Annotated in this window: 18 protein-coding genes and 1 pseudogene; 8 read left to right on the forward strand and 11 right to left on the reverse strand. The window is 45.0% G+C overall.

What is annotated here, in order from left to right:
* Positions 1–31 precede the first annotated feature (31 nt).
* The 7 genes and pseudogenes from L4D76_RS13705 to L4D76_RS13735 form a co-directional block, all read right to left on the reverse strand.
* Positions 32–1,312 carry a site-specific integrase gene (locus tag L4D76_RS13705; protein WP_428441452.1) on the reverse strand — a complete coding sequence of 427 codons (1,281 nt, stop codon included), beginning with the start codon at positions 1,310–1,312 and terminating at the stop codon, positions 32–34.
* Positions 1,313–2,413 (reverse strand): HTH domain-containing protein, encoded by a 1,101-nt coding sequence (locus L4D76_RS13710; protein ID WP_428441453.1) that lies wholly within the window; start codon positions 2,411–2,413, stop codon positions 1,313–1,315.
* Entirely contained in the window at positions 2,394–4,361 is a 1,968-nt protein-coding gene (locus L4D76_RS13715; RefSeq protein ID WP_428441454.1) for a tyrosine-type recombinase/integrase, read from the reverse strand. Before L4D76_RS13715 ends, L4D76_RS13710 begins: the two co-directional genes overlap by 20 nt.
* Positions 4,361–6,199 carry a hypothetical protein gene (locus L4D76_RS13720; protein ID WP_428441455.1) on the reverse strand — a complete coding sequence of 613 codons (1,839 nt, stop codon included), beginning with the start codon at positions 6,197–6,199 and terminating at the stop codon, positions 4,361–4,363. Before L4D76_RS13720 ends, L4D76_RS13715 begins: the two co-directional genes overlap by 1 nt.
* A gap of 29 nt (positions 6,200–6,228) precedes the next feature.
* Positions 6,229–6,825 carry a 5'-deoxynucleotidase gene (yfbR, locus tag L4D76_RS13725; protein WP_428441456.1) on the reverse strand — a complete coding sequence of 199 codons (597 nt, stop codon included), beginning with the start codon at positions 6,823–6,825 and terminating at the stop codon, positions 6,229–6,231.
* A gap of 134 nt (positions 6,826–6,959) precedes the next feature.
* Positions 6,960–7,229, reverse strand: a pseudogene (gene yfbR / locus L4D76_RS13730) (5'-deoxynucleotidase); the annotation flags it as partial.
* 125 nt (positions 7,230–7,354) lie between these two features.
* Complete coding sequence (locus tag L4D76_RS13735; protein WP_428441457.1) at positions 7,355–8,569, reverse strand: pyridoxal phosphate-dependent aminotransferase; 1,215 nt, start codon at positions 8,567–8,569, stop codon at positions 7,355–7,357.
* A gap of 265 nt (positions 8,570–8,834) precedes the next feature.
* On the opposite strand from L4D76_RS13735, the gene L4D76_RS13740 reads away from it, so the two are divergent.
* From L4D76_RS13740 to menE, 5 genes are all read left to right on the forward strand, one after another.
* Positions 8,835–10,187: an isochorismate synthase gene (locus L4D76_RS13740; protein ID WP_428441458.1), complete on the forward strand. Its 1,353-nt coding sequence runs from the start codon at positions 8,835–8,837 to the stop codon at positions 10,185–10,187.
* A gap of 122 nt (positions 10,188–10,309) precedes the next feature.
* Entirely contained in the window at positions 10,310–11,971 is a 1,662-nt protein-coding gene (menD, locus tag L4D76_RS13745; protein WP_428441477.1) for a 2-succinyl-5-enolpyruvyl-6-hydroxy-3-cyclohexene-1-carboxylic-acid synthase, read from the forward strand.
* Positions 11,955–12,755 carry a 2-succinyl-6-hydroxy-2,4-cyclohexadiene-1-carboxylate synthase gene (gene menH / locus L4D76_RS13750; protein ID WP_428441459.1) on the forward strand — a complete coding sequence of 267 codons (801 nt, stop codon included), beginning with the start codon at positions 11,955–11,957 and terminating at the stop codon, positions 12,753–12,755. Before menD ends, menH begins: the two co-directional genes overlap by 17 nt.
* Positions 12,756–12,777: 22 nt before the next feature.
* A complete protein-coding gene (gene menC / locus L4D76_RS13755; protein WP_428441478.1) occupies positions 12,778–13,752 on the forward strand; it encodes an o-succinylbenzoate synthase in 975 nt (324 codons plus the stop codon).
* On the forward strand, positions 13,740–15,146 hold the full coding sequence (gene menE / locus L4D76_RS13760; RefSeq protein WP_428441460.1) for an o-succinylbenzoate--CoA ligase: 1,407 nt from the start codon (positions 13,740–13,742) through the stop codon (positions 15,144–15,146). The genes menC and menE overlap by 13 nt, the downstream gene beginning before the upstream one ends.
* 100 nt (positions 15,147–15,246) lie before the next feature.
* On the opposite strand, the gene L4D76_RS13765 is transcribed toward menE, so the two are convergent.
* The 3 genes from L4D76_RS13765 to L4D76_RS13775 form a co-directional block, all read right to left on the reverse strand.
* Positions 15,247–17,121: an MFS transporter gene (locus L4D76_RS13765; RefSeq protein ID WP_428441461.1), complete on the reverse strand. Its 1,875-nt coding sequence runs from the start codon at positions 17,119–17,121 to the stop codon at positions 15,247–15,249.
* A gap of 12 nt (positions 17,122–17,133) precedes the next feature.
* The gene (locus tag L4D76_RS13770) at positions 17,134–17,730 is read right to left on the reverse strand and encodes a TetR/AcrR family transcriptional regulator (RefSeq protein ID WP_428441462.1); all 597 of its coding nucleotides are present in this window, start codon (positions 17,728–17,730) and stop codon (positions 17,134–17,136) included.
* A 293-nt stretch (positions 17,731–18,023) separates the two neighbouring features.
* Positions 18,024–18,422 carry an NINE protein gene (locus L4D76_RS13775; protein WP_428441463.1) on the reverse strand — a complete coding sequence of 133 codons (399 nt, stop codon included), beginning with the start codon at positions 18,420–18,422 and terminating at the stop codon, positions 18,024–18,026.
* Between the two features lie 213 nt (positions 18,423–18,635).
* Between L4D76_RS13775 and L4D76_RS13780 the strand changes: the two genes are divergently transcribed.
* Positions 18,636–19,511 carry a Tim44 domain-containing protein gene (locus L4D76_RS13780; RefSeq protein ID WP_428441479.1) on the forward strand — a complete coding sequence of 292 codons (876 nt, stop codon included), beginning with the start codon at positions 18,636–18,638 and terminating at the stop codon, positions 19,509–19,511.
* A 340-nt stretch (positions 19,512–19,851) separates the two neighbouring features.
* On the forward strand, positions 19,852–20,097 hold the full coding sequence (locus tag L4D76_RS13785; RefSeq protein ID WP_428441464.1) for a TIGR02647 family protein: 246 nt from the start codon (positions 19,852–19,854) through the stop codon (positions 20,095–20,097).
* 63 nt (positions 20,098–20,160) lie between these two features.
* Here the strand turns inward: L4D76_RS13785 and L4D76_RS13790 are convergent, their stop codons facing one another.
* On the reverse strand, positions 20,161–20,409 hold the full coding sequence (locus L4D76_RS13790) for a YkgJ family cysteine cluster protein (protein ID WP_428441465.1): 249 nt from the start codon (positions 20,407–20,409) through the stop codon (positions 20,161–20,163).
* 228 nt (positions 20,410–20,637) lie between these two features.
* On the opposite strand from L4D76_RS13790, the gene L4D76_RS13795 reads away from it, so the two are divergent.
* On the forward strand, positions 20,638–21,081 hold the full coding sequence (locus tag L4D76_RS13795) for a YcgN family cysteine cluster protein (RefSeq protein ID WP_428441466.1): 444 nt from the start codon (positions 20,638–20,640) through the stop codon (positions 21,079–21,081).
* Positions 21,082–21,166 lie beyond the last annotated feature (85 nt).

Below are 21,166 nucleotides of genomic sequence, written 5' to 3' on the forward strand. Positions count from 1 at the left end.
GCTGTCAATGGAGTATTAGAAGCCTAACCCCTTAGCTATTTTGGGCTAAGTCACTCCAATAATCATCGTTCTTTCCAAGGGTAAAATCTAACTCACCTGATTCAAGCGCTAGTATTATAGAAGCAACCCTAATGTAGAACATATATGTCGTCTTTATGTCGTTATGCCCCAACTGTTCCTGCAAGGCTTTATCAACAGAGTTGTCATAATATGCATTTTCAATTTGTTTTTTGCTTAAGTGTTTTATAATGAAGCTTGTTGCATACCAATCACGCGTACTATGGAAGCTCCACTTGAAGTTATTAAGCTTGGACTTAGCATAATTAGTGGCATCAGCAATTTTCTTGGGAGTTACAGGATCGCCTTTAGCCGTCAAGAAAAAATAAGAATCATGACTTTTATTAGGGTGCCTCTTTTCAAAAAGCTGCCTTCTTTCAAAGTAGAGAGGGAGGTAAAACGCGCAAATAGTTTTCCATGCACTCATATTAACTTTAATTGTTCTTGTTTTGCTTCCCTTTTCAGTTACTGTAAATTCAAAAGTATCCGGTGTTTCACCCTTACCATTTTTAGGGGCGGTGTTGGTTATTTCTGGATATACTCTCAAATGGTTGTTGACGCCATACCCTATATAAGGAACATCGCATACACCTTCAGAGCGCAACCCAGTTGCAAGCGCATACATGAGCATCGCTGGATAAACTTTATCGTTATAAGAGTTCATCAGCGCTTTAATGTCACTATTACTCATAATGGTGATAAGTGACTTCTTTCTCTTGTTCCAGTTTCTGCTCCTCTTGTTCCCGACATCAATATTTGCAGTGTCTGGAGAGCTCCCAGATAACATGTTTTTATTAGAAAGTAATTTGCTTTCATCTATATAGTTAAATTTCCAATTAGTGCTCGTTGCATTAATTAGAGTGGGGAAGGACTTCTTTCTTGCCCAAACATAAAAACTAAAGATAATCGAAGCATTATCAAATATAGTGTCATCATTCGGCTTAGTTTTATTTTTATCATCTCTTATTTTTACTTGGTATCCCTGCCACTCCCGGATGTTGTCGTCGGTAACCAACCTCCAAAAATCTGGAGTAAGGTATTCATCATCTAGCATCTCAATCATGAACTCGAAAAATTTCACAAATAGAAGTGAATATCTTTCGCTTGTTTTGAGGCTGTTGATGCATTTATCATGTAAAAACAAATTTACAGCACTTAATAGAATCCGAGAGGTGCTATGCTCCAGAAACAAAATATGATGCTGTAGTTTCCTGAACTCATATTGATAATTGATTAGATGGCGCTGAACTTTCATTTACTTCACCACTGACATTTTCTCATTAGGTTTAATGTATGACACTGACTTAAACCCATCTTCGAGATTTGGATGAGTAATTATAGACTTCAGCCTATCAATAAACTCTTCGCTAAATGTATTCCTGTATTTTTTCCTGTAAACAAACATCATAAGATTCTTATTTTGGCCTTTAGCCGATAATGCGTGTATTGGGGTTGAGGTAATTTCACTCAATAGCTTTTGGTAAAGCCTTGGCTGAGGGTGATTTGTTTCAATTACAACTATTTTTCCTCCACTAGGGAGAAGGTGGCTGTTATCAAATTCACAGCTAAGAAATGGTTGAAATAAAATAATGGCGTCTGGCTGAGTACTAAAACAGACAGAGATAGCTTTATCCATGTTTTCTTCCTCCGCCTTAAAGAATAGTTCCATCATGTCACGAAGCTTCATGTTTGACTTAATAGCATCGTAACTAGGAACAAGGTGGGCAGCAATATTACAGCCATTTGGATTTTCAGCTTTATCCCTCTTTAGCTTTAAGACCTCAGTTCTTAACTCTGCCAAATCTTGTAACATGTCTTTATTTTGACCTACTAAATCGTCATTCTGCTTCTGAAGGTTAACAATATTCGCCTTTTGGTCTTGACCTTTAAAAGAGTCAATGTCATTTTTCATAAACTGAGAGAAAACGCTATTTTTGAAGCCCTCAAAGTCTTGATTATTCTTTATAGCCTCAGTCTCCAACTTAGCCTCAGCCTCAAGAAGTTTACCTTTAAGCACTGATATGGCGTCGTTAGGGGTTTCTATTATTTTCTCACCCTTAATGTAGGGGATTAGGTGCTTATAATCCTTGGATATACACTGCCTAGTAACACCTGCCTCTTTTGCAATATCTACAATAGTATGCTTTGACTTTGATGTTCTTGCCTGTAGTCTTTTTAATGCAGACAGAATTTTATCTTCTGTTTCTTTGCTCTTTCCCGGCAGCAGATGCGGAAAGTTGTTATAAAGCGAAGTCCTAGACACATTTAAGTATTCAGCTAAATTTTTAACGCTATACTCATCTCTCGACTTAAGCACCTTAATCGCATTTAAAATATTAGTTTCCACTAGTGTCATAGTTGCCCCCAGAATTTCTGAAATTAACACTCGATTTCGAGTCGGCCTTTAGTCGGTAGAGAAGATTTTCATGATCTGCAATTTCATTTTCATAAAATGCAGCCACATCTTCATTAGCTGACTCTGACAAGTAATTTAACTTCTGCTGGTAGTAGTTTATCTGTGATTTGATATTCGCCTTAGTTTCCTCAGTGTATATAAGATGATCACAAATTTTATAATCGCAGAAATCAATATTTGGTTTCTTTTCACCTGTCCTCACCATACATGGCGGAACTTTGTCGGACTCTCCAGAACGAAGGCAGAAACCACCAATAGGAACCTTGGAAACAAATAGGGGTACTCCAGATGCTAAAGACTCCTTAATAAACGTCTCTAAATCTGTGATTAACACTTGACCTTTATATCGTTGGCTATTCATTCGGGCTTTTATCTTTTCTGATAGCGCCCCGGAAGCATTATTATTAGCTATTTCATCTAAAATATCTTTCAAGTCTTCAGTATAGTTGTGCTCCAGCAGCTCCATTACGCTAGCAACCATCAAGTGGTTCCTCATAATATAACGTAATGTCATACCAAAAGATTTATGCCCAAACAATTGTCGAATTAGGTCAATATTGGTTTCGCTCCTCGATATTATTAACCACGCAATAGTTTTGCGTAACCGATGAGGGTATCCGTCAGCATTACCTGTAACATCTTTGACCAATGCAATGATATCTTTAGATATCGTAGCGATCTTGGCCTTTTCAAAACCTTTTTTGGATAAAATGTCGGTTGTGATAAGGTACTCGCTGTTGAGGCCATTCCTTTGATCCTCAAATAGATCCAGTAATATATTAACGGCATCACCAACTATTTCTGGAACTGGGATAGAGTCTGGCTCACCCCTATCATTAGGATCTGACGATGTTTTAAACCGCACAATATCCAAATATAACGACCCATTCTTAAGATATGCTGGTTTAGCCTTAAGGTTTGCAATTTCACGACGCCTTAATCCAGTTAATAGACCAATTATGAATATACATGCCCTTTTTAGGTTAATAACCTCTGGCCTTATTTCATCTATCCTTATATATGTGCGATCTTGCCATCCGCTGGCATAGCCTAGGCTTCTCACTCGCTTGGTAATTGGGATGAAGTTAAATAATTTAACTCCACGGCTTATCTCTGGAACCTTCATCCTTCGAAGTGCCTGAAATAGATGCTTGGTTTTCCCGTCCTTCCTTACTATCCCATAATTTCGTTCTTTACCGAAACGCGCCCTTTTTCTTATTAGCTTATGACATTTAATAATTGTGGAAGAGTAATTATTGATATATGTTTTTGAATAATCATAAGTGGTTTTTACAACTTCAGGCTCAAGGGGAGTCCAAGGGTTAGTCGTTTCTTCAATTATTTTTGTAATTTCTTTTCGAGTATCCGAGGCGATTAAGTCGTTCGCTTTGAAGTGCGTCCGGTACTTTTGGGGTAAATACTTTTTCTCGGACAAAAATATCCAACTATCAAAAAAGACAACAGTCGAAAGAAGGTTAAGCTTCGATGAAGGAATTTTTTTCTCTGCTAGTGACATTAATTCACTGATATGACTTTGGCACTGCTCTAATGTTAGATTTGTAAACATTCCGCAAGTGATAAATCCCCTTGGAATCAGGAAGGTGTTTGCGGCGGTTACATAATTGCTAAACATCGCTTCAGACGAATACCAACTGTTGACCTTTAACCTAACTTTTTTGGGGAAGGCGTAGTATGTCATCATCCTGATTAAAGTGATTAACTCAGAGTGATACTTGACGTCTCCACCTGTATGCAATCGACTAAAATTAAAGGCTACATATTCGGAGCTATCAACTGGTATGTCCCAGCGATCACTATAGAAGAAGTTGCCGTAATCAATTTCAAAGTCATTATCTAAATCGAGTTCGTTAAAATTGACTATTCCCATTAGCCCAGCTCCGAAATTACAGGTGGAAGGAGATAACCCTCAATGGCACATCTAAGTTCTGCTTCTTTTATCTCATCTTGATATGGATATGACTCTACTACTTCTTTAGCGGCTTTAAACTCATCGATATAAATTTCTTCAAATTGCTCCTCTCTCATGTTTCGCCTTTTGTTGTCGAGATACAAATACCTATCAACGACAAAAGGAACGTTATCTGAGTACACTGACGATCTTGAGCACAGTAAGCATTTGTTAAATTGTTTACAAGGCTTCTTCTGTAAATTGCCGTCCAGCATCGGACTCCAATCAGGTCTAAACGGGTCATTACAGACAGCTAGCGGAGATTCGCCACTATGATTTGTGTAGATGTTAATTATTCTGTCTTTAATCGTTTTATCTTGTCGAAGAGGCACTAATTTGCCCTTGAATGATCCATCATCAATACTTTTAACAATCTCATCTAATTCGTTAGCCAATCTATCTTTTCGAAGTTGGTTGAATTGTGCGTTCTCTTTGTAAACTTCGTCGGTTATTGCGGATGTAGAGTGTCCAAACAAGGCTACCTGTAACAACAGAGGAAGTTTCCTTTCTTTCTCATTTAGATATAACCGAGTAGGGCGCAGCCTCCTCGCGTCAAAATAAAACCCTAACGATTTTTCAAATTTGACCTTTATCTGCTTTTTGTCCTTTCCCGCTTTAACTGCTTCATTATCACTCCTCAAATTGGGGTGATGGACGATCAAGGTTTTACTCATATAATTAAAGTAAATACAGAGCGGCTCACACCCTAGTTTTGCTACAATTTCGTCATAGAATGCACCAGTCCTAAGCCGTAATGTTCTTTTCTTAAGAAGGCTAATTAAACTATACGCACTGTGGGGGTTAGATATGGAGCTTGGGTGAATCATAACTCGTTGTTCGCTAAGGTCAGAATATTTTGAGTTTCCGCCTTTGACTTTTGTTGATTTAATAAAAGCCCAGTCACCACCCACAGGGATGGTGTCATAAAGATAATCATCCGCCACAATTCTATCAATAATGTCAAATGTCCAAGCTGTTTCAAGGCTAATAGCTGTTTTTATTGTTACCAGCTCAAATTGGTCGGGGTACAGATGTTTTATTAGGTCATGAGACGAAAGCTCTTTACCATCATCAAGAAAAGGGATAAATGAAGAGATATTTTGAACTTGCATCCTGTTTAATATAGTTATTAAAGGGTTTGATAACTTCTCGTATTGTATACCCTGAGGGGGAAGGTACTCATAGATTTTGTTCTTATTGAATGGGTAATCAGGATAGAAGGAATAAACGGTTGCGATTGCATCTTTGAGGTTAGCTGTCCACACATTGTAGCGTGGCAAACTATCGTCCTTATTTATTTTGCTCCTAAAGTCCAGACCTATTTTGTTGATCGGAGTGCCTGATTTTATCGCATCTTCAACAAGCTTCTCCTTTTTGATAATGGCATCAAGCTCTACTTTGAGCCACTCCTGTAATTGCAAAGTCTGTTCATCAGATAGTGTTTCAAAATGAGAAGGTCGAGGCTTTTGCGGGGCAGGCCACAGCTCCGGTGACTGTGGGAATACTTGGTAGCTGCTGTGGTAGCCCTGCAAAAGACGCCTAGTCCTAACAGTGTTGTTGTAAGTGCTTTTTGAGCTGCCGTTATTTGAGAGGTAGCTTATGTACTGAAGAAACTGGAACTCGCCAAACTCATTTGCGGGCATTAGCTCTGAGCCTTCATGTGTCAGAAACGCAATGAGCTTTCTGATCGCTGATTTGTCTGAGGCGTTGGAGGTGTAGCCAATTATTTCATGAATTATAGCTACTAGCAGGTTCATAGAGGAGTCCCTTACAACCATTCCCAAATCTAAGCAATTTTATCTAGCGTTGTTGTGCAGCTATTGCAAAACACATCCATGAAATCCTTAACTTCAGGCATCGTCTCTATAAGCTCTCTTATCCGAGAGTCAAGACCTTCCTTTACATGCTGAAACTCGTCATTGTTGAACCTCAGTTCATTCATCGTTTTGATATATGCTGAAAGAATATCAGCAGCTTTAACTATTGCCTTGTACTCAGGGTCAACTGACTTTTGCACCAATAAGCCTTCGAACCCATCTCGCAGGTCATCAGGTAATGTGTTCAGACATTTCTGCTCGGCTAGATCTTCTAGAGCCTTCACTGCTTTGGTAATTTCTGGGTTTGAATACTTAGTCGTATAATTAATATCTTGAATTAAAGTCTCTGAGACCTCGTGATAAATAGCTACGGTTGCAGCTCGCTCAGGGCTTAAGTTTCCGCCGTAGCGCTTATTTTTGATAACAGTAAGTAAGTGTGCGATTACCGCAACTTGGTGGCTGTGCTCTGAGATGTTCTCATTTTGAAAACAATGCATAAGTGCCCATCTCTCAATTAGAGACATTCGAGTTATCCACGCCAAAAACGTACTTTCTTTATGCTTCATTGTTGTCACCCTGATCTTGTGTGCTAAGTAAATATCTGTCAACTTGCGAAATAAGTCAAATAAATGTTGCGAGGTTTTTATGTAAATGTTGCGGCTGGTCTACTTATTGAATGTAACGATATGTTAGATTACTAACTAAGTTGATGGTTTACATAAAATGACTTTCCGAAATAATCGCCCGTTAAGACTTCACTGGTATCGTGAAACATCCCGAGCAGGGCAATACGCTCAGGGTTAACGTGACCGCCGAACTTACGGTTTTTAATCAAAGCCAGGGCGTGAGAGACAAAAGCAACCTGCAGGCTATGCTCAGAAATATTCTCGGTAGAGACACAGCGCATCAAAGGCCAGCGTTGAATGAGGTTCATGCGAGCGAGGTGAGCAAAAAAATGACTTTTTTCCATATCGATACTTCTTCGCAGCTAGGGGCAAGATTGACTTGGTTAAGTAATAAAGGTAACAGAAATATCGATGAGGTAAACAAAAGCCCCAGTAAAAACTGAGGCTTGAGTTGGAGGTTTGGCGGTAATTACTGACGGTAGCTGTGTAAGAAGCGTTCCAGGCGGCCAATAGCCATCTCAAGATCATCAACACGTGGCAGCGTGACAATGCGGAAATGATCCGGTTTTTTCCAGTTAAAACCCGTACCGTGAACGATCAATACTTTCTCCTGCTGCAGAAAATCCAGCGCCATACGCTCGTCGTTCACAATATTGAATTTCTTTGGGTCAAGCTTAGGGAAAAGGTATAAGGCTCCCTTAGGTTTGACACATGAAACCCCCGGGATCTGAGTGATCATCTCATAGGCTTTGTTGCGCTGTTCAAGCAGACGGCCGCCGGGCAGGATCAGTTCGTTAATACTTTGATAGCCCCCAAGCGCGGTTTGAATGGCATGCTGCATCGGTACATTAGCGCACAAACGCATGGATGCGAGCATATCCAGTCCTTCAATATAGTCTTGAGCGAGATGTTTAGGGCCGGACAGCACCATCCAGCCGGCGCGGAAACCACAGACGCGATATGATTTTGATAGGCCGTTAAAGGTGACACAGAACACATCTTCTGCCAGCGGGGCAATAGAGGTATGTTGCGCCCCTTCATATAAGATTTTGTCGTAGATCTCATCGGCGAAAATAATCAAATTATGCTTGCGGGCAATTTCTACTACTTCAAGCAGAAAATCGCGGCTATAAACGGCACCGGTCGGGTTGTTCGGATTGATCAATACTATCCCGCGGGTATTGGGGGTGATTTTCTTTTTAATATCGTCAAGATCCGGATACCAATCCGACTCTTCATCACAAATGTAATGCACCGGGTTGCCACCTGACAGTGATACTGCAGCTGTCCACAGTGGGTAGTCGGGGGAGGGGATGAGGATTTCATCATTATTATCTAACAGCGCTTGCATTGTCATCACAATCAGCTCTGAGACGCCGTTACCGATGTAGACATCTTCAACATCAATATCGAGCAGCCCGCGTTTTTGATAATGCTGCACAATGGCTTTACGAGCGGGATAAATGCCTTTTGAGTCACAATAGCCCTGTGAGGTCGGTAGGTTTCGGATCACATCGACCAGGATTTCATCGGGTGCATCAAAGCCGAACGGGGCGGGATTACCGATATTTAGCTTTAAAATTTTGTGGCCTTCTTCTTCCATGCGCTTGGCATGTTTAAGTACGGGGCCACGTATGTCATAACAAACATTATTCAGCTTGGAGGACATCCCGATATTGTGCATTTGGTTAACCTGTGAATTATTATGTAATACCAACAAATTACACTATAAAACCGTGCAAAAGGAAGACCCTGCAGTAAAAAATCAGGTGAAACGATATTATGTGTAATTAAATGCTTTTTTAGGGAGTGTGATCTGCTACAGAACTGTTTTCCATGCGGGTAATAAGTAGGGTAGAATAGTCGATTCACTATGTGGTTATGCTACTTAACAGACATGAAGGTAGCACTGTGTGCCCAGTGATCGGCACATCTACAATCAGCCAGGGATGAGCCTTTATGGTGCTATAGAGCTGAGCGAGGTTACCTTGATTGCGCTACAAACTGCCGTTGAAGTTTTAATCGATAAAATTCAACAAGCTTCAGATACAACTCAACGTTTGATGGTACCGCTGGATTTACCAGCAAATACCGACCTGATTGATTGGATGGAATCCCAGCCTCTCTTCCCGAAATTCTACTGGCAGTCTCGTGATAGCCGTGAAGAGGTTGTTGCATTAGGTCAGGTCAAAACGTTTACCGACCCGATGGTCGCCGAGAAAGTACTGTCTGATGATCAGCGAATTTGGGGGGGGCGTTCTTTTGATGGACGAACCAGTCGAAACCGTCGTTGCCTGTCCTCTTTTTTCTTCCTGCCGCAGCTTGAAGTCATCCGTATGGATGGTAGCTGGCAGCTGGCTGTTAACCTGTCTGCAGATAAAGAGACATTGTTGCTGGCCTTAGCGCAAGTTACTGCCACAGCGAAAGAGATCGCGGGTATTCGCAGTACGATTATTGGCCGTACCTATACGCCTGATTTTTCCGGCTGGTCGACGATGATCAGTCAGGCGCTTGATGCCATCTCGCAAAAAGTCTTCCAAAAAGTGGTACTGGCCCGTCGTACGACGCTTAAGCTGGACACGCCTGTCGCGCCAGCACAATTATTGAAAGCCAGCCGAGCCAGCAATAGCAAGAGTTTCCACTTTATGATGGCGCTGGATGAGAAACACAGTTTTATCGGTTCGACGCCGGAGCGTTTGTTTTTACGCCATGAGCGCGACCTAAAAACAGAGGCATTGGCGGGAACTGTTGGCCGTGGCCTGGATGCGCGGGAAGATAACCAGTTAGCCCAGTGGCTGATGGCCGATACGAAGAACCGTTATGAGAACCGCTTGGTTGTGGATGACATTGTCAGCCGCCTGGTTCCTTGCTGCGCATCCATGGAAGTCGCGCAAACACCTGAGCTGGTGCGATTACGTAAAGTGCAGCACTTAAAACGCGGTATTGAGGCGCAATTAAACGAGCACGTCTACAGTGCCGACTTACTCGATAACCTGCAGCCTACGGCGGCGATTGCCGGGTTGCCTCGTGATCAGGCGCTGAATTTCATTACCGAGCATGAACCGTTCGCGCGCGGCTGGTATAGCGGTGCGGTAGGTTTTCTCAGTCGTCAACGCAGTGAGTTCTGTGTTGCCATTCGCAGTGCATTGATTATGGGTGAAGAGGTTCACGTCTTTGCCGGTGCCGGTATTGTTCCGGGTTCAACCGCAGATAGCGAGTGGATGGAATTGGATCGTAAAACAGCCACATTATGCAGCTTGCTGGAATCGGATGAGCCGGAGCTGGAGCGAGTATCTGCATGACCAAAGGGCTATTGACCTCGCAAGCTTTGACCTTGGAAGCTTCGACCTTGGAAGCACAGAGCTTGCAAGTAAAAAAACAAAAAAACCAGCAAGCGGCACTGAATAAGCTGTGGGCCGGCTTGATGTTAGAAGAGTTGGCTCGTCTGGGCGTTAAGCATATCTGCATCGCACCCGGCTCTCGCTCGACGCCGTTAACGCTGGCGGCAGTCGATAACCGCAAGCTGACGATCCACACCCATTTTGACGAACGTGGACTTGGTTTTCTGGCTTTAGGTTTAGCCAAAGCGACCCAGGAACCAGTCGCAGTTGTGGTGACTTCGGGCACGGCTGTCGCAAACTTACTGCCCGCCGTCGCTGAAGCCGGGTTAACCGGTGAGAAACTGGTGCTGCTGACATCTGACCGACCATTGGAACTCATACAGTGCGGGGCGAATCAGGCGATCCGCCAGTCGGGCATTTTTTCACAGCATGTGACGGCCTTTCACGATATTCCATCGCCCACATTAGCGATGTCTCCTGCCTGGCTATTAACAACCATTGATGAAGCGATGCAGCAACAAAAGCTGCTGGGCAGTGCTGTCCACTTTAACTGCCACTATCCTGAACCTCTCTATGGTGAGGACGCTGATTTTTCGGATTATCTTAGCCCGTTAGCAACCTGGCAAGATGATGCTCAGCCTTATACCGTGCACAGTCAGGCTGCGGGTAATTATATTTCGGTTGATGCTCAGAAATGGCAGCCGCTGACCGATCGCAAAGGCATCGTGATTGCGGGCCGGTTAGAGCCCGAAGCGTTGCCAGCCATCAAAGCATTGGCAGAAAAATTGGGCTGGCCGTTATTGGTTGATCCTCAAGGCGGGGGAAGCAGCGACTGGGCGGGTTTTGATGTCTGGATGCAAAATTCTGAATGTCAGAGCTTTCTTAAACAAGCCGACACCATCTTGCAATTTGGTGCCCGCCTGGTTTCTAAGCGCCTGCTGCAGTTAATCGACAATCATGATCTGGAACAATACTGGCTGGTGGATCCGTTAGCCGGGCGGTTAGATCCAACTCATCGTCGTAGTGTTCGTATTCAGGCAAATATCAAACAGTGGGCAACGTTAGCGACTGAACTGACGTTAGCCAGTGCTCATTCTGGTTGGGCTGCACCGTTGCAGTTAGCTTCCAGCCAATACTTCGACATGCTCTCGGCGCACTCTTCAGAATTAACCGAGCTCACTCTTGCGGCGAATTTGTCCCGGTGGCTACCGGGAGGTACCGAATTATTTCTCGGCAACAGCCTGATTGTTCGCCTGCTAGATATGTGTGGGAAATTGCCGCAGACTGCGACATTTGCCAATCGCGGCGCATCGGGTATTGATGGTTTGATTGCGACCGCTGCCGGTGTCTACAAGGCCAGACAAGCGCCGCTGTTATGCCTGCTGGGGGATACGTCACTCTTGTATGATCTGAATTCATTGGCGTTACTTCGCGAGGTTTCACATCCCGTTGTGGTTCTGGTGACGAATAACGATGGTGGCGGGATCTTTGATTTGTTGCCGGTACCGGAGCAGCAGCGGGAAGATCTCTACCGAATGCCCCATGGTCTGGAGTTTCGTCATGCAGCGGCGATGTTCGGGTTAAATTATCATTGTCCGGATTCGCTGGAACAGGCAGAGCAAATGTGTCGTCAGGCATTGAGCCACAGCGGCACGACCCTGTTTGAAGTAAAGACCCCTCCGGGTCAGGCCGGACAATTATTAAAAGAGTTATTCGCCGAGATCAGAGATGCCACTTTACTCTGAAAGCTATGGTGTCAGGCATGATCTTAGCCAGCAGCAACCAACTCTGGTGTTTCTGCACGGATTACTGGGATCAGGACGGGACTGGCGTCATGTCGTCAATGTGCTGTCCCAGCATTATTTCTGCCTGACCATTGACTTACCCGGACACGGTAACAGCCAGATGCTCTCGGCGGCTGATTTTGTTCAGGTTAATCAGCTGATACACCAAACGCTGGCTCACCGCCATATCACCTCTTATGTGCTAATCGGCTACTCAATGGGCGCACGGCTGGCTATGTATCATGCCACTCACCCTTACCCTGAAAGTCCAGCCCGATTAGCCGGAATGATCCTGGAAGGTGGCCATTTTGGGCTGCCACAAATAGAATGTGCCGGAAGATTTTCAAATGATGAAAAATGGGCGCATCGTTTTGCCTGTGAATCACTTGGCAAGGTTTTGCCTGATTGGTATCAACAACCTGTCTTTTCGTCACTTAATCATGACCAAAGACAAAGTTTGGTACTGAAACGGAGTGATAACCTTGGTCCCGGTGTTGCACGTATGCTGCTTGCTACATCCTTGGCAATGCAGCCCCCGATGCAAGAAAAAGTAGAAGCACTATCCCTGCCCGTCCTTTATGTCTGTGGCGAGCAGGATGGTAAATTCAGACGTCTGGTCGAAGGCACCACGTTAGATTATCTGGTGATCCCGTCGGCGGGACATAATGTGCATGTTGAACGGCCTCATGAGTTCAGCATGGCAATTAATAATTTTGTAAAACAGATTGGAATAAAACATGGCTAGAGCCATAAGGCAGGCTGAGACTATGCGTAGTGTTAAGTTGTATCAATACCAGTTACCAATGGATTCAGGCGTTATCTTACGCAATCAGCGTTTAGTCACTCGTGAAGGCTGGGTTGTGGAATTACGTGATGGCGAAGCGGTAGGTTATGGTGAAATTGCACCATTGCCTGAGTTTAGCCAGGAAACAGCACAGCAAGCCGGAGAACAAGCTCAGCAGTTGCTGGAGGCGTGGAGCGAGGGTGACAACCTTGATTTATCTCAGGCATTACCTTCCGTTGCGTTTGGCCTGAGCATGGCGCAACTTGAACTCGCTGGCGGGTTGCCTGCTGAGGGCAACTATCTGGTGGCCCCTCTGTGTTCTGGCGATCCCGATGATCTGATTGTTCGGCTCAATGAGATGCCCGGCAAGAAAGTGGCAAAAATAAAAGTGGGTATGTATGAAGCGATCCGTGATGGCATCGTGGCTAACATGTTCATTGAAGCCATTCCGGAAATCAGATTGCGCTTAGATGCAAATCGTCAGTGGACGCCGGTTAAGGCTCAGCAGTTTGCTAAATATGTGAAACCTGAGCATCGTGCTGGTATTGCCTTCCTGGAAGAGCCTTGTAAGAACCCGGCTGACAGCCTGGCTTTTGCTCAGGAAACGGGCATTAACATTGCGTGGGATGAAACCGTACGTGATGAAGGCTTTGAGGTAAAGGCTGAACCCGGCGTGGTGGCAATCATTATAAAGCCGACGCTGGTGGGCTCTGTACAGCGCTGTATTGAGCTGATCAACCAGACGCATGCCGCAGGCTTAACCGCGGTGATTAGCTCAAGCATAGAATCCAGCCTGGGTTTAAACCAGCTGGCACGACTGGCAGCATGGCAAACCCCGGGCGTGATCCCCGGACTGGATACCATGCAGCTATTTGCGGCACAGCTGGAAACACCATGGCCGGACTGCGATTTGCCGGTGACGTCTTTAGCAACACTTGAGGCGGTATGGAAGAAGTAAGTCACTACTTCGCCACATGGCCTTGGCAACATTGGGCATCAGAGCGGTCGTCAGCGACCGCTCTTTCTTTTGGCGAACAACATTTTAGCTGGGCCGAAGTCACGGCACGGGTTGATGAATATGCACAAAGCCTGCTTGAGCAAGGTGTTAAGCGTGATCAGTTGATTGCGGTTGTGGCACCCAATTCGATTCAGGTTTTATGGCTGCTCCTGGCGACCTTGCGAGTGGGAGCACGGTATGTCGGGTTGAACCCGCGTAATACCGAGGTTGAGTTAAATGCTCAGCTTGCCCAGTTACAGCATGATTTTATCTGGTATCCGGCTAAAACTGCACATCCGCTTATATCTGGTCAGCGATTGTATCTGCTGCCGCCGCAGAATCCCCGTTTGGTCCCTGTAACCTGGCAGCCAACACGCCCGGCGACAATGACCTTCACTTCGGGCTCTTCAGGAACACCAAAAGTTGCGGTCCATAGTGCTGATAATCATTTAGCCAGTGCTGCCGGGCTGCTGGCGTGGATGGATTTCGCTCAGGATGATAGCTGGTTACTTTCACTGCCGTTATTTCATATTTCAGGCTTGGCGATAGTCTGGCGCTGGTTGTACCGTGGTGCCAGGCTGGTTGTGACAAAACCAGCCGACTTCGACAGGGCATTAACTCAGGTGACTCATGCGTCTCTGGTGCCGACTCAGTTACAGCGTTTGCTGGCACATCAGGAACGCGATCCATCGGTGCCTTTAGCGTTAAAACAGGTGCTGCTCGGTGGTACCGTTATTCCTGCGAGCCTGACCGAACAGGTAGAGCTAACAGGCATCAGTTGCTGGTGTGGCTACGGCATGACGGAGATGGGCTCGACAGTGACCGCGAAAAGGGCGGATGCCAGTGGCGGAGTCGGCGCGATATTACCCAACCGTGAACTGACGGTGAAAGATGGCGAGGTTTTAGTGCGCGGTGCAACCTTGGGCCTGGGCTATTACCGTAATAAAACCATATTTCCTGCCTGCGAAGGTGAGTGGTTTGCAACGCGTGATTTAGGTGAATGGCGAGATGAAGAACTGCATATTATCGGACGTGCCGACAATATGTTTATCTCCGGCGGCGAGAATATTCAGCCTGAAGAAGTGGAACGGGTTTTACTGGCTCACCCTGATATCAGGCAAGCATTTGTGCTGCCTGTTGAAGACTCGGAATTCGGCCAGCGCCCGGTGGCAATTGTCGAGACCGGATCGCCATTAAACGATGAGTTGGTTAATAACCTGCAAGCTTATATGGCAGAGCAGGTCGTGACGTTCAAGCGGCCAGTTTGTTATTATTCGTTACCCGAAGATTTTACCAAATCAGGCATAAAAGTGTCGCGGAAAAGATTAAAGGACTGGTTGATTTGCCAGCTCTGAGGTTTCAGAGATAGAAGCGAGTATTCGAGTATCGAGTGGCGAGAGACTAGGCTCTAGATACTCGCTACTCGCTACTCGCTACTCGTCACTCATCACTTCTTTACCGATTCTCCCCTCTAAGCCCCATTATCAGCTCCCGAAGTGTCTTACTGTTCGCTTCACTTGCCGTGACAGGGGGGCCGGCAACAATATTGACTCTGGACCAGAAACGTTTGGGTATTTTCAGCAGAGCACGGCCACCTTCACGGCTGAATACACTTCCCCAAAGGCCTTGCAAGGCGACAGGAATAACAGGCACCGATGAGTGTTTGATAATGATATCGATACCGCGCAGAAAAGGGCCGATTTCACCGTCATAGGTCAACTGACCTTCAGGGAAAACACAAACAATATCGCCATTGTCTAAATATTCCGAAACCTGACTGAAGGCAGTGCGAATTGATTTGCGATCAGAGGCATTGACCGGGATCACCTTACAGGCGCGGCTGAAACCGCGGATCAGCGGAAGGTTATAAATATCCTGATCCATCAGGAAACGGATAGGGCGAGGGCAGGCACCAGCCAGCAGCAAGGCATCCATATAACTGACATGATTGCAGACAATCAATGCGCCACCGTGTTTAGGGATACTCGTCAGGTTGGTATGACTGACCCGATACATAGTATGGGTGACAATCCACACCAGAAAGCGCCAGAAGAAGTCAGGAACCTGAATGTAGAGATACAGTACAACACACAGATTCATTATCGATAGGATAAAGAAAAATTGTGGAATACTGAACTCAAGGACAGACAAAAAGAGGATGGAAAGAATCGCACTGGCAACCATAAACAAGGCATTGAAGATATTGTTGGCGGCAATGATTTGCGCGCGCTCACCTTCTTTGGCGCGGTGTTGCATCATGGCGTAAAGAGGGACGATAAAAATACCGCCAGACACACCAAGCATGGTTAAAGAAATGAAGACCCGCAGTAGCTCTGGTTGAGAGATAAATTCAACAATACCCTGCGAAACAGGAATAATTTCAGGTGAAGCAAACAGCAGGTCGGCGCCAAACAATGTGATACCTAAACTGCCCAAAGGTACAATGCCGGGCTCGATGCGGTGACCAGAGAGGCGATCACAGAGCAGAGATCCCACCGCAATACCGATTGAAAACAGGGCCAGCAGGAAAGAAACAGAAGCGGCGCCACCACCTAAATAGATTTTCGCGAAATTAGGAAATTGGGTCAGATAACAGGCACCGAGAAACCAAAACCAGCTGATACCCAATATGCACTGTAAGATGGTCTTATCGTTTCTGGCAATGGCTAAAGTATGACGGGTTTGGCGGACAGGATGCCATTTGAAAACAATGTTCGGATCACTCGGCTTCGCTTCTGGTATCCAGCGTGATGTCAGGTAACCGAGGACAGCAAAACTCACCACACTGATCGCGGCGATGATGGGGGCATCCTCCTGATTTGCGATAACCCCCGCCAGCAGGGTACCGAGTAAAATCGCCAGGAACGTCCCGGTTTCAACCAGCGCGTTACCTGAGACTAATTCTTCTTTTTTCAGATGCTGGGGCAGCAGGGCATATTTAGCCGGCCCGAAAAAGGCTGACTGGCTTCCCATAAGAAACAACAAAAACAACAGCATTATGTAGCTTTCAGTGAGAAAAGCGACAGCGGCCAGCGTCATTATGATGATTTCGGCCATTTTAACGACACGCATGATGAGCGCTTTATCGTATTTATCGGCCAGTACACCGGCAGAGGCTGAAAAAAGGAAGAACGGCAGAATAAATAACCCCGCCGCCAGATTAATGACTAAATCTGATTCAAGGGGCAGGGTACCGGGAGCGGCGAAAGCGATAAGAATGAGTAATATATTCTTATAGACATTATCATTAAAAGCCCCAAGAGCCTGAGTGAGAAAATACGGTAAAAAACGTTGTTTAGTTAACAGTCGGGATTGGGGCTGTGTGCGCATTGAAAACTCCGTTTATACGCGCCAGGTGTTTAAATAGGTATCCAATAAGTTATCGATGAGTACTTTGCCATCAATAGGGGTTGAGGTGAAGAGTTTATCGTCAACGCTAAGCAGTGTGATACCGTGAACGCCGGCCCAAAGTACGCGGCTCGCTTCCATGATCTCTTTTTCAGATTTTTCCGGTGTGATTTGGCGGATCAGTGTTTCCAGCATTCCCGTCATTTTATCGATACGTTCAGATTGCCACTCAGGCAGATCATCACCGCTCATGGTATGTTGGAAAATCAGCTGCCAGCGGTAGGGATGAGATGCTGCAAACTCCTGATAACAATACGCCAGTCTGCGCAGTGCGTCTTCAGGTGATGTTGCGTTGTTCATTTCGTTTTCAGCGGCAGCAAATAACTCATCTAATGTTTGAGCGACCGCATGCAGTAATAGCAGATTGTAGTTACCAAAAACGTTTACCAGGGTGCTAGGTACATAACCAATCATTGCTGCGACTTTACGCAGACTGAGTTCGTGATGCGGATGCTCACTTAGAAAATTTTTTACCTGCTCCAGCGTCATACTTACCAACTCTTCACGAGTGTGGTCATTTCGTCTTGCCATCGAAAAATACTCTTAATGGGTTATATTCTTGTTGTTAATCCGATGCCAAAACCAAAGGGTATCAGCTCAGATTTTTATAAATTAGTATATACCCAAACCACCTCATTTCTCGCAGAACTCTGTATCTTGAGGTGGTTTGGGTATAGAACAACGTTCGATATGTTAGTTGTTCACAACCAATATGGTCAAGAAAAAAGCCTGCTGGGTGCTAAATTACAGGCTTACTTGTGATAATTCTCTCACTTGTTAATCATAGTCGGATTAAGCCAGGTGAAAAGTATCATTTTCTTCAATTATCTGGCGTTTTTCTCTGAATTTCTAATAGATATTTGCTCATTTAGGGTCCAGAAATCAACCAGGATACCAATCAGGAAAAAACCGAAAGTACAGAGGTAGAGGATACCCGTTAGCCATTTTCCCATGTACATACGGTGCAAACCGAATACACCGAGAAAAGTCAGCAGAAGCCAGGAGACGTTGTAATCAACCTCGCCAGCTTGAAAGCGTAAATCAGCTTCGCGGTCCATTGACGGAATTAAGAACAAATCAATCAGCCAGCCAATACCGCAAAGGCCTAAAGTCAGAAACCAGATTGTTCCGGTGACAGGCTTGCCATAATAAAAACGGTGCGCGCCAGTAAAGCCAAAAATCCACAGTAAATAGCCGATCAGCTTGCTATGTGTATCTTGCATGTTTCCACCTACCAGTAATTATTATTTTGTATAAAGAATGTTTAAGCGATTGGACAATTAAATATCTGTAAAGTGCCCGAATGCCAAGGATCTAATATTTCACAATCGTATTATTTTCATTAATGTCCGTAACAATTTGAGACGTCTGTTTGATTGACTTTCTAAGGTAGCCCTATAGGATGCTCACAGAATATGGCAAAGGTATATAAATCAATGAAACGCTTCTTTACTCTATTTGCTCTGATCATTGCTGTGTCGTTTACGGCTCCGCATGCTGAGGCAAAAAAATTCGGTGGTGGTAAGTCGTTTGGTAAAAGTTTTAAAACGGCGCCAGTACAAAAAAAACAGCCACAGCAAACTGATACGATTGGTAAACAAAGCCCAACGGCGGCTAAATCGAGCAAAAAAGGCCTGATGGGAGGGCTGCTGGGTGGTCTTCTTGCCGGTGGTTTGCTTGCAGCCTTCTTCGGCGGTGCTTTTGAAGGCATTCAATTCATGGATATGTTGATCTTTGGATTGATTGCATTTGTTATCTTCAAACTGTTTCAGTCTATGCGTGGCGCGAAAAATACCCCAATGGGGCATCGCGAAGCTTATGCGGGTAATTCATCACAACGAAGCCAGCAACAGTATCGCCAGGCACCTGAAATGAATGCAGCATCGCAGCAATCGGGTTCTGCGGCCGGCTATGGTTCGACAGATAGCGATGTGCCGTTTAATCTGCCGCCAAACTTCAATATGAATGCATTTTTAAATGGTTCGCGTGATCATTACCGTGTTCTGCAAGGCGCATGGAATCATAACGAGCTTGAGAAAATTCGCGAGTATGTATCACCGGCACTCTTTGCTGATCTTTGTGCTGAACGTGCGAAACTTGATGGCGAGCAACAGACTGAAGTGATGTATGTCGACGCAGAGGTTGTACGAGCTGATTACGATGCAAGCCTGGCGCAGTTAAGTATCAAGTTCTCTGGTCGTTATAAAGATCGTGAGGAAGGTATCGAGGAAGATATTACGGATATCTGGCATCTGGAACGAGATCTACGGACACCTAACGCACCTTGGTTAATCGTCGGTATTCAGGCGTAACAGAACACGTTATCTCATCCTAAAATAGCTTTAAAAAAGCCGCTCGAAATGAGCGGCTTTTTATGCTCTGTAGCGACCGCTCTGATTGAATAACATTTCGACATGGCTTGTACTGTTATTAAAGATAGGCATGGCTAAGCACTTGGAATATCAGTTGAATACTCCGCTATTGCATACCGCAGGTATAAATATCCGAATATTTGAACTTGGTCGCTTTCTCAGCCGCAAAGAGTGGAAGAGATTGATCTCATCACCTACTTTTATTCTTATCAGCCGCTAGTATTAAAACATCAGAAACAAACCAAGATTTAATTGGTCGTAAATTATAAAAGAGGTAACTATGCCATATACTGAAGAACTTGTTGATGAAATGAACCTTCTAGTGAAATTTCCAATGCACAGTGATTTAGCAGGGATCAAAGTCCGCGGTGACGCAGCGCCTGAAATGGTAGCAGCAGCAAAACGTTTATTTGAGAAAGGGCTGGTCACTCAAGAAGACGGGGGCTATCTGACATTTTCTGGCCATCAGGTAGTTGAAAATGCTAAAGCTACCCTGCGCATTCTGACTGGAAATGTCGCTGTTTAATATGTGATCATAGATTTTAAAACGTGTTTTAAAATTCTGTTCTAACAAATAGAAAGCATGGCCTCAGGTCATGCTTTCAAGTTCTGAGATAACCTGTAGTGCCCGCTCGTCAGATGTTCCGCAGACATCCGGGCAAGGTTTAAAATGATGGCATACCGCCGGCCGTTCTGGTTTACCGAAAAGCTTACACAGGTTGCTTTCATTCAGCTGAATACAGCGAACTCCCGCTGGTTTCCCCCCAGGCATTCCCGGGATGGCAGAAGAGATACTTGGTGCAATACAGCACGCCCCACAGCCTAAACGACACTCCATAACCCACCTATACTTTATTGACCACTCGAAACGGGTGCGAAAGTTACCATTCAAATGTCATTGGATCAAAATTAATTGCTCGAACAGACCGTAAATAATAATGACTATTATTACAGCACTTTTGATGTGAGATTCTGATGAAATGCTTGCACTTTACCTGCGGGGCAGCTATAAAACCGCCTCCTTCGCCATACAGGTTGAGGGCGGTCAATGAAAAGGTTGGGTATCATGGCACGTTTTTGGGAAGAGAAAGGCTTAACGGCAATGACCGATCCGGAGTGGGAATCACTCTGTGATGGTTGTGGCAAGTGTTGTCTGCATAAGTTAATTGATGACGATACGGATGAGATTTATTTTACTAACGTAGCCTGTAGCCTGCTTGATAACAACACTTGCTCATGCAAAGACTACCCAAACCGTTTTGAATCCGGCGAAGAGTGCCTGAAATTGACTCGTGAACGCATTGATGAGTTTGTCTGGCTACCCGAAACTTGCGCTTATCGTTTACTTGCGGAAGGGAAGTCGCTACCTGAGTGGCACCCGCTGATCACCGGATCCAAAGAAGCGATGCATAAAGCGGACGAGTCAGTTCGCGATAAAGTGGTCTACGAGATCGAGGTGATTGACTGGGAAGACCACATATTGAACCACCCCAATAGAATACCGGGCTAATACCAATCGGTATAACCGCGGGTAATCAGCTTTCTTGTCACGAGCAAGACTGATAGAAACCGAATCAAACGACGAATGCCGCCAT

This window comes from Photobacterium sagamiensis, from assembly GCF_050337085.1.
GTDB classification, from domain to species: Bacteria; Pseudomonadota; Gammaproteobacteria; order Enterobacterales; family Vibrionaceae; genus Photobacterium; species Photobacterium sagamiensis.

Excerpts from the sequence above, each read along its gene's own strand:
- L4D76_RS13705 (WP_428441452.1), bottom strand. The coding sequence starts at position 1,312 with ATGAAAGTTCAGCGCCATCTAATCAATTATCAATATGAGTTCAGGAAA.
- L4D76_RS13710 (WP_428441453.1), bottom strand. The coding sequence starts at position 2,413 with ATGACACTAGTGGAAACTAATATTTTAAATGCGATTAAGGTGCTTAAG.
- L4D76_RS13715 (WP_428441454.1), bottom strand. The coding sequence starts at position 4,361 with ATGGGAATAGTCAATTTTAACGAACTCGATTTAGATAATGACTTTGAA.
- L4D76_RS13720 (WP_428441455.1), bottom strand. The coding sequence starts at position 6,199 with ATGAACCTGCTAGTAGCTATAATTCATGAAATAATTGGCTACACCTCC.
- yfbR (WP_428441456.1), bottom strand. The coding sequence starts at position 6,825 with ATGAAGCATAAAGAAAGTACGTTTTTGGCGTGGATAACTCGAATGTCT.
- L4D76_RS13735 (WP_428441457.1), bottom strand. The coding sequence starts at position 8,569 with ATGCACAATATCGGGATGTCCTCCAAGCTGAATAATGTTTGTTATGAC.
- L4D76_RS13740 (WP_428441458.1), top strand. The coding sequence starts at position 8,835 with ATGAGCCTTTATGGTGCTATAGAGCTGAGCGAGGTTACCTTGATTGCG.
- menD (WP_428441477.1), top strand. The coding sequence starts at position 10,310 with ATGTTAGAAGAGTTGGCTCGTCTGGGCGTTAAGCATATCTGCATCGCA.
- menH (WP_428441459.1), top strand. The coding sequence starts at position 11,955 with ATGCCACTTTACTCTGAAAGCTATGGTGTCAGGCATGATCTTAGCCAG.
- menC (WP_428441478.1), top strand. The coding sequence starts at position 12,778 with ATGCGTAGTGTTAAGTTGTATCAATACCAGTTACCAATGGATTCAGGC.
- menE (WP_428441460.1), top strand. The coding sequence starts at position 13,740 with ATGGAAGAAGTAAGTCACTACTTCGCCACATGGCCTTGGCAACATTGG.
- L4D76_RS13765 (WP_428441461.1), bottom strand. The coding sequence starts at position 17,121 with ATGCGCACACAGCCCCAATCCCGACTGTTAACTAAACAACGTTTTTTA.
- L4D76_RS13770 (WP_428441462.1), bottom strand. The coding sequence starts at position 17,730 with ATGGCAAGACGAAATGACCACACTCGTGAAGAGTTGGTAAGTATGACG.
- L4D76_RS13775 (WP_428441463.1), bottom strand. The coding sequence starts at position 18,422 with ATGCAAGATACACATAGCAAGCTGATCGGCTATTTACTGTGGATTTTT.
- L4D76_RS13780 (WP_428441479.1), top strand. The coding sequence starts at position 18,636 with ATGAAACGCTTCTTTACTCTATTTGCTCTGATCATTGCTGTGTCGTTT.
- L4D76_RS13785 (WP_428441464.1), top strand. The coding sequence starts at position 19,852 with ATGCCATATACTGAAGAACTTGTTGATGAAATGAACCTTCTAGTGAAA.
- L4D76_RS13790 (WP_428441465.1), bottom strand. The coding sequence starts at position 20,409 with ATGGAGTGTCGTTTAGGCTGTGGGGCGTGCTGTATTGCACCAAGTATC.
- L4D76_RS13795 (WP_428441466.1), top strand. The coding sequence starts at position 20,638 with ATGGCACGTTTTTGGGAAGAGAAAGGCTTAACGGCAATGACCGATCCG.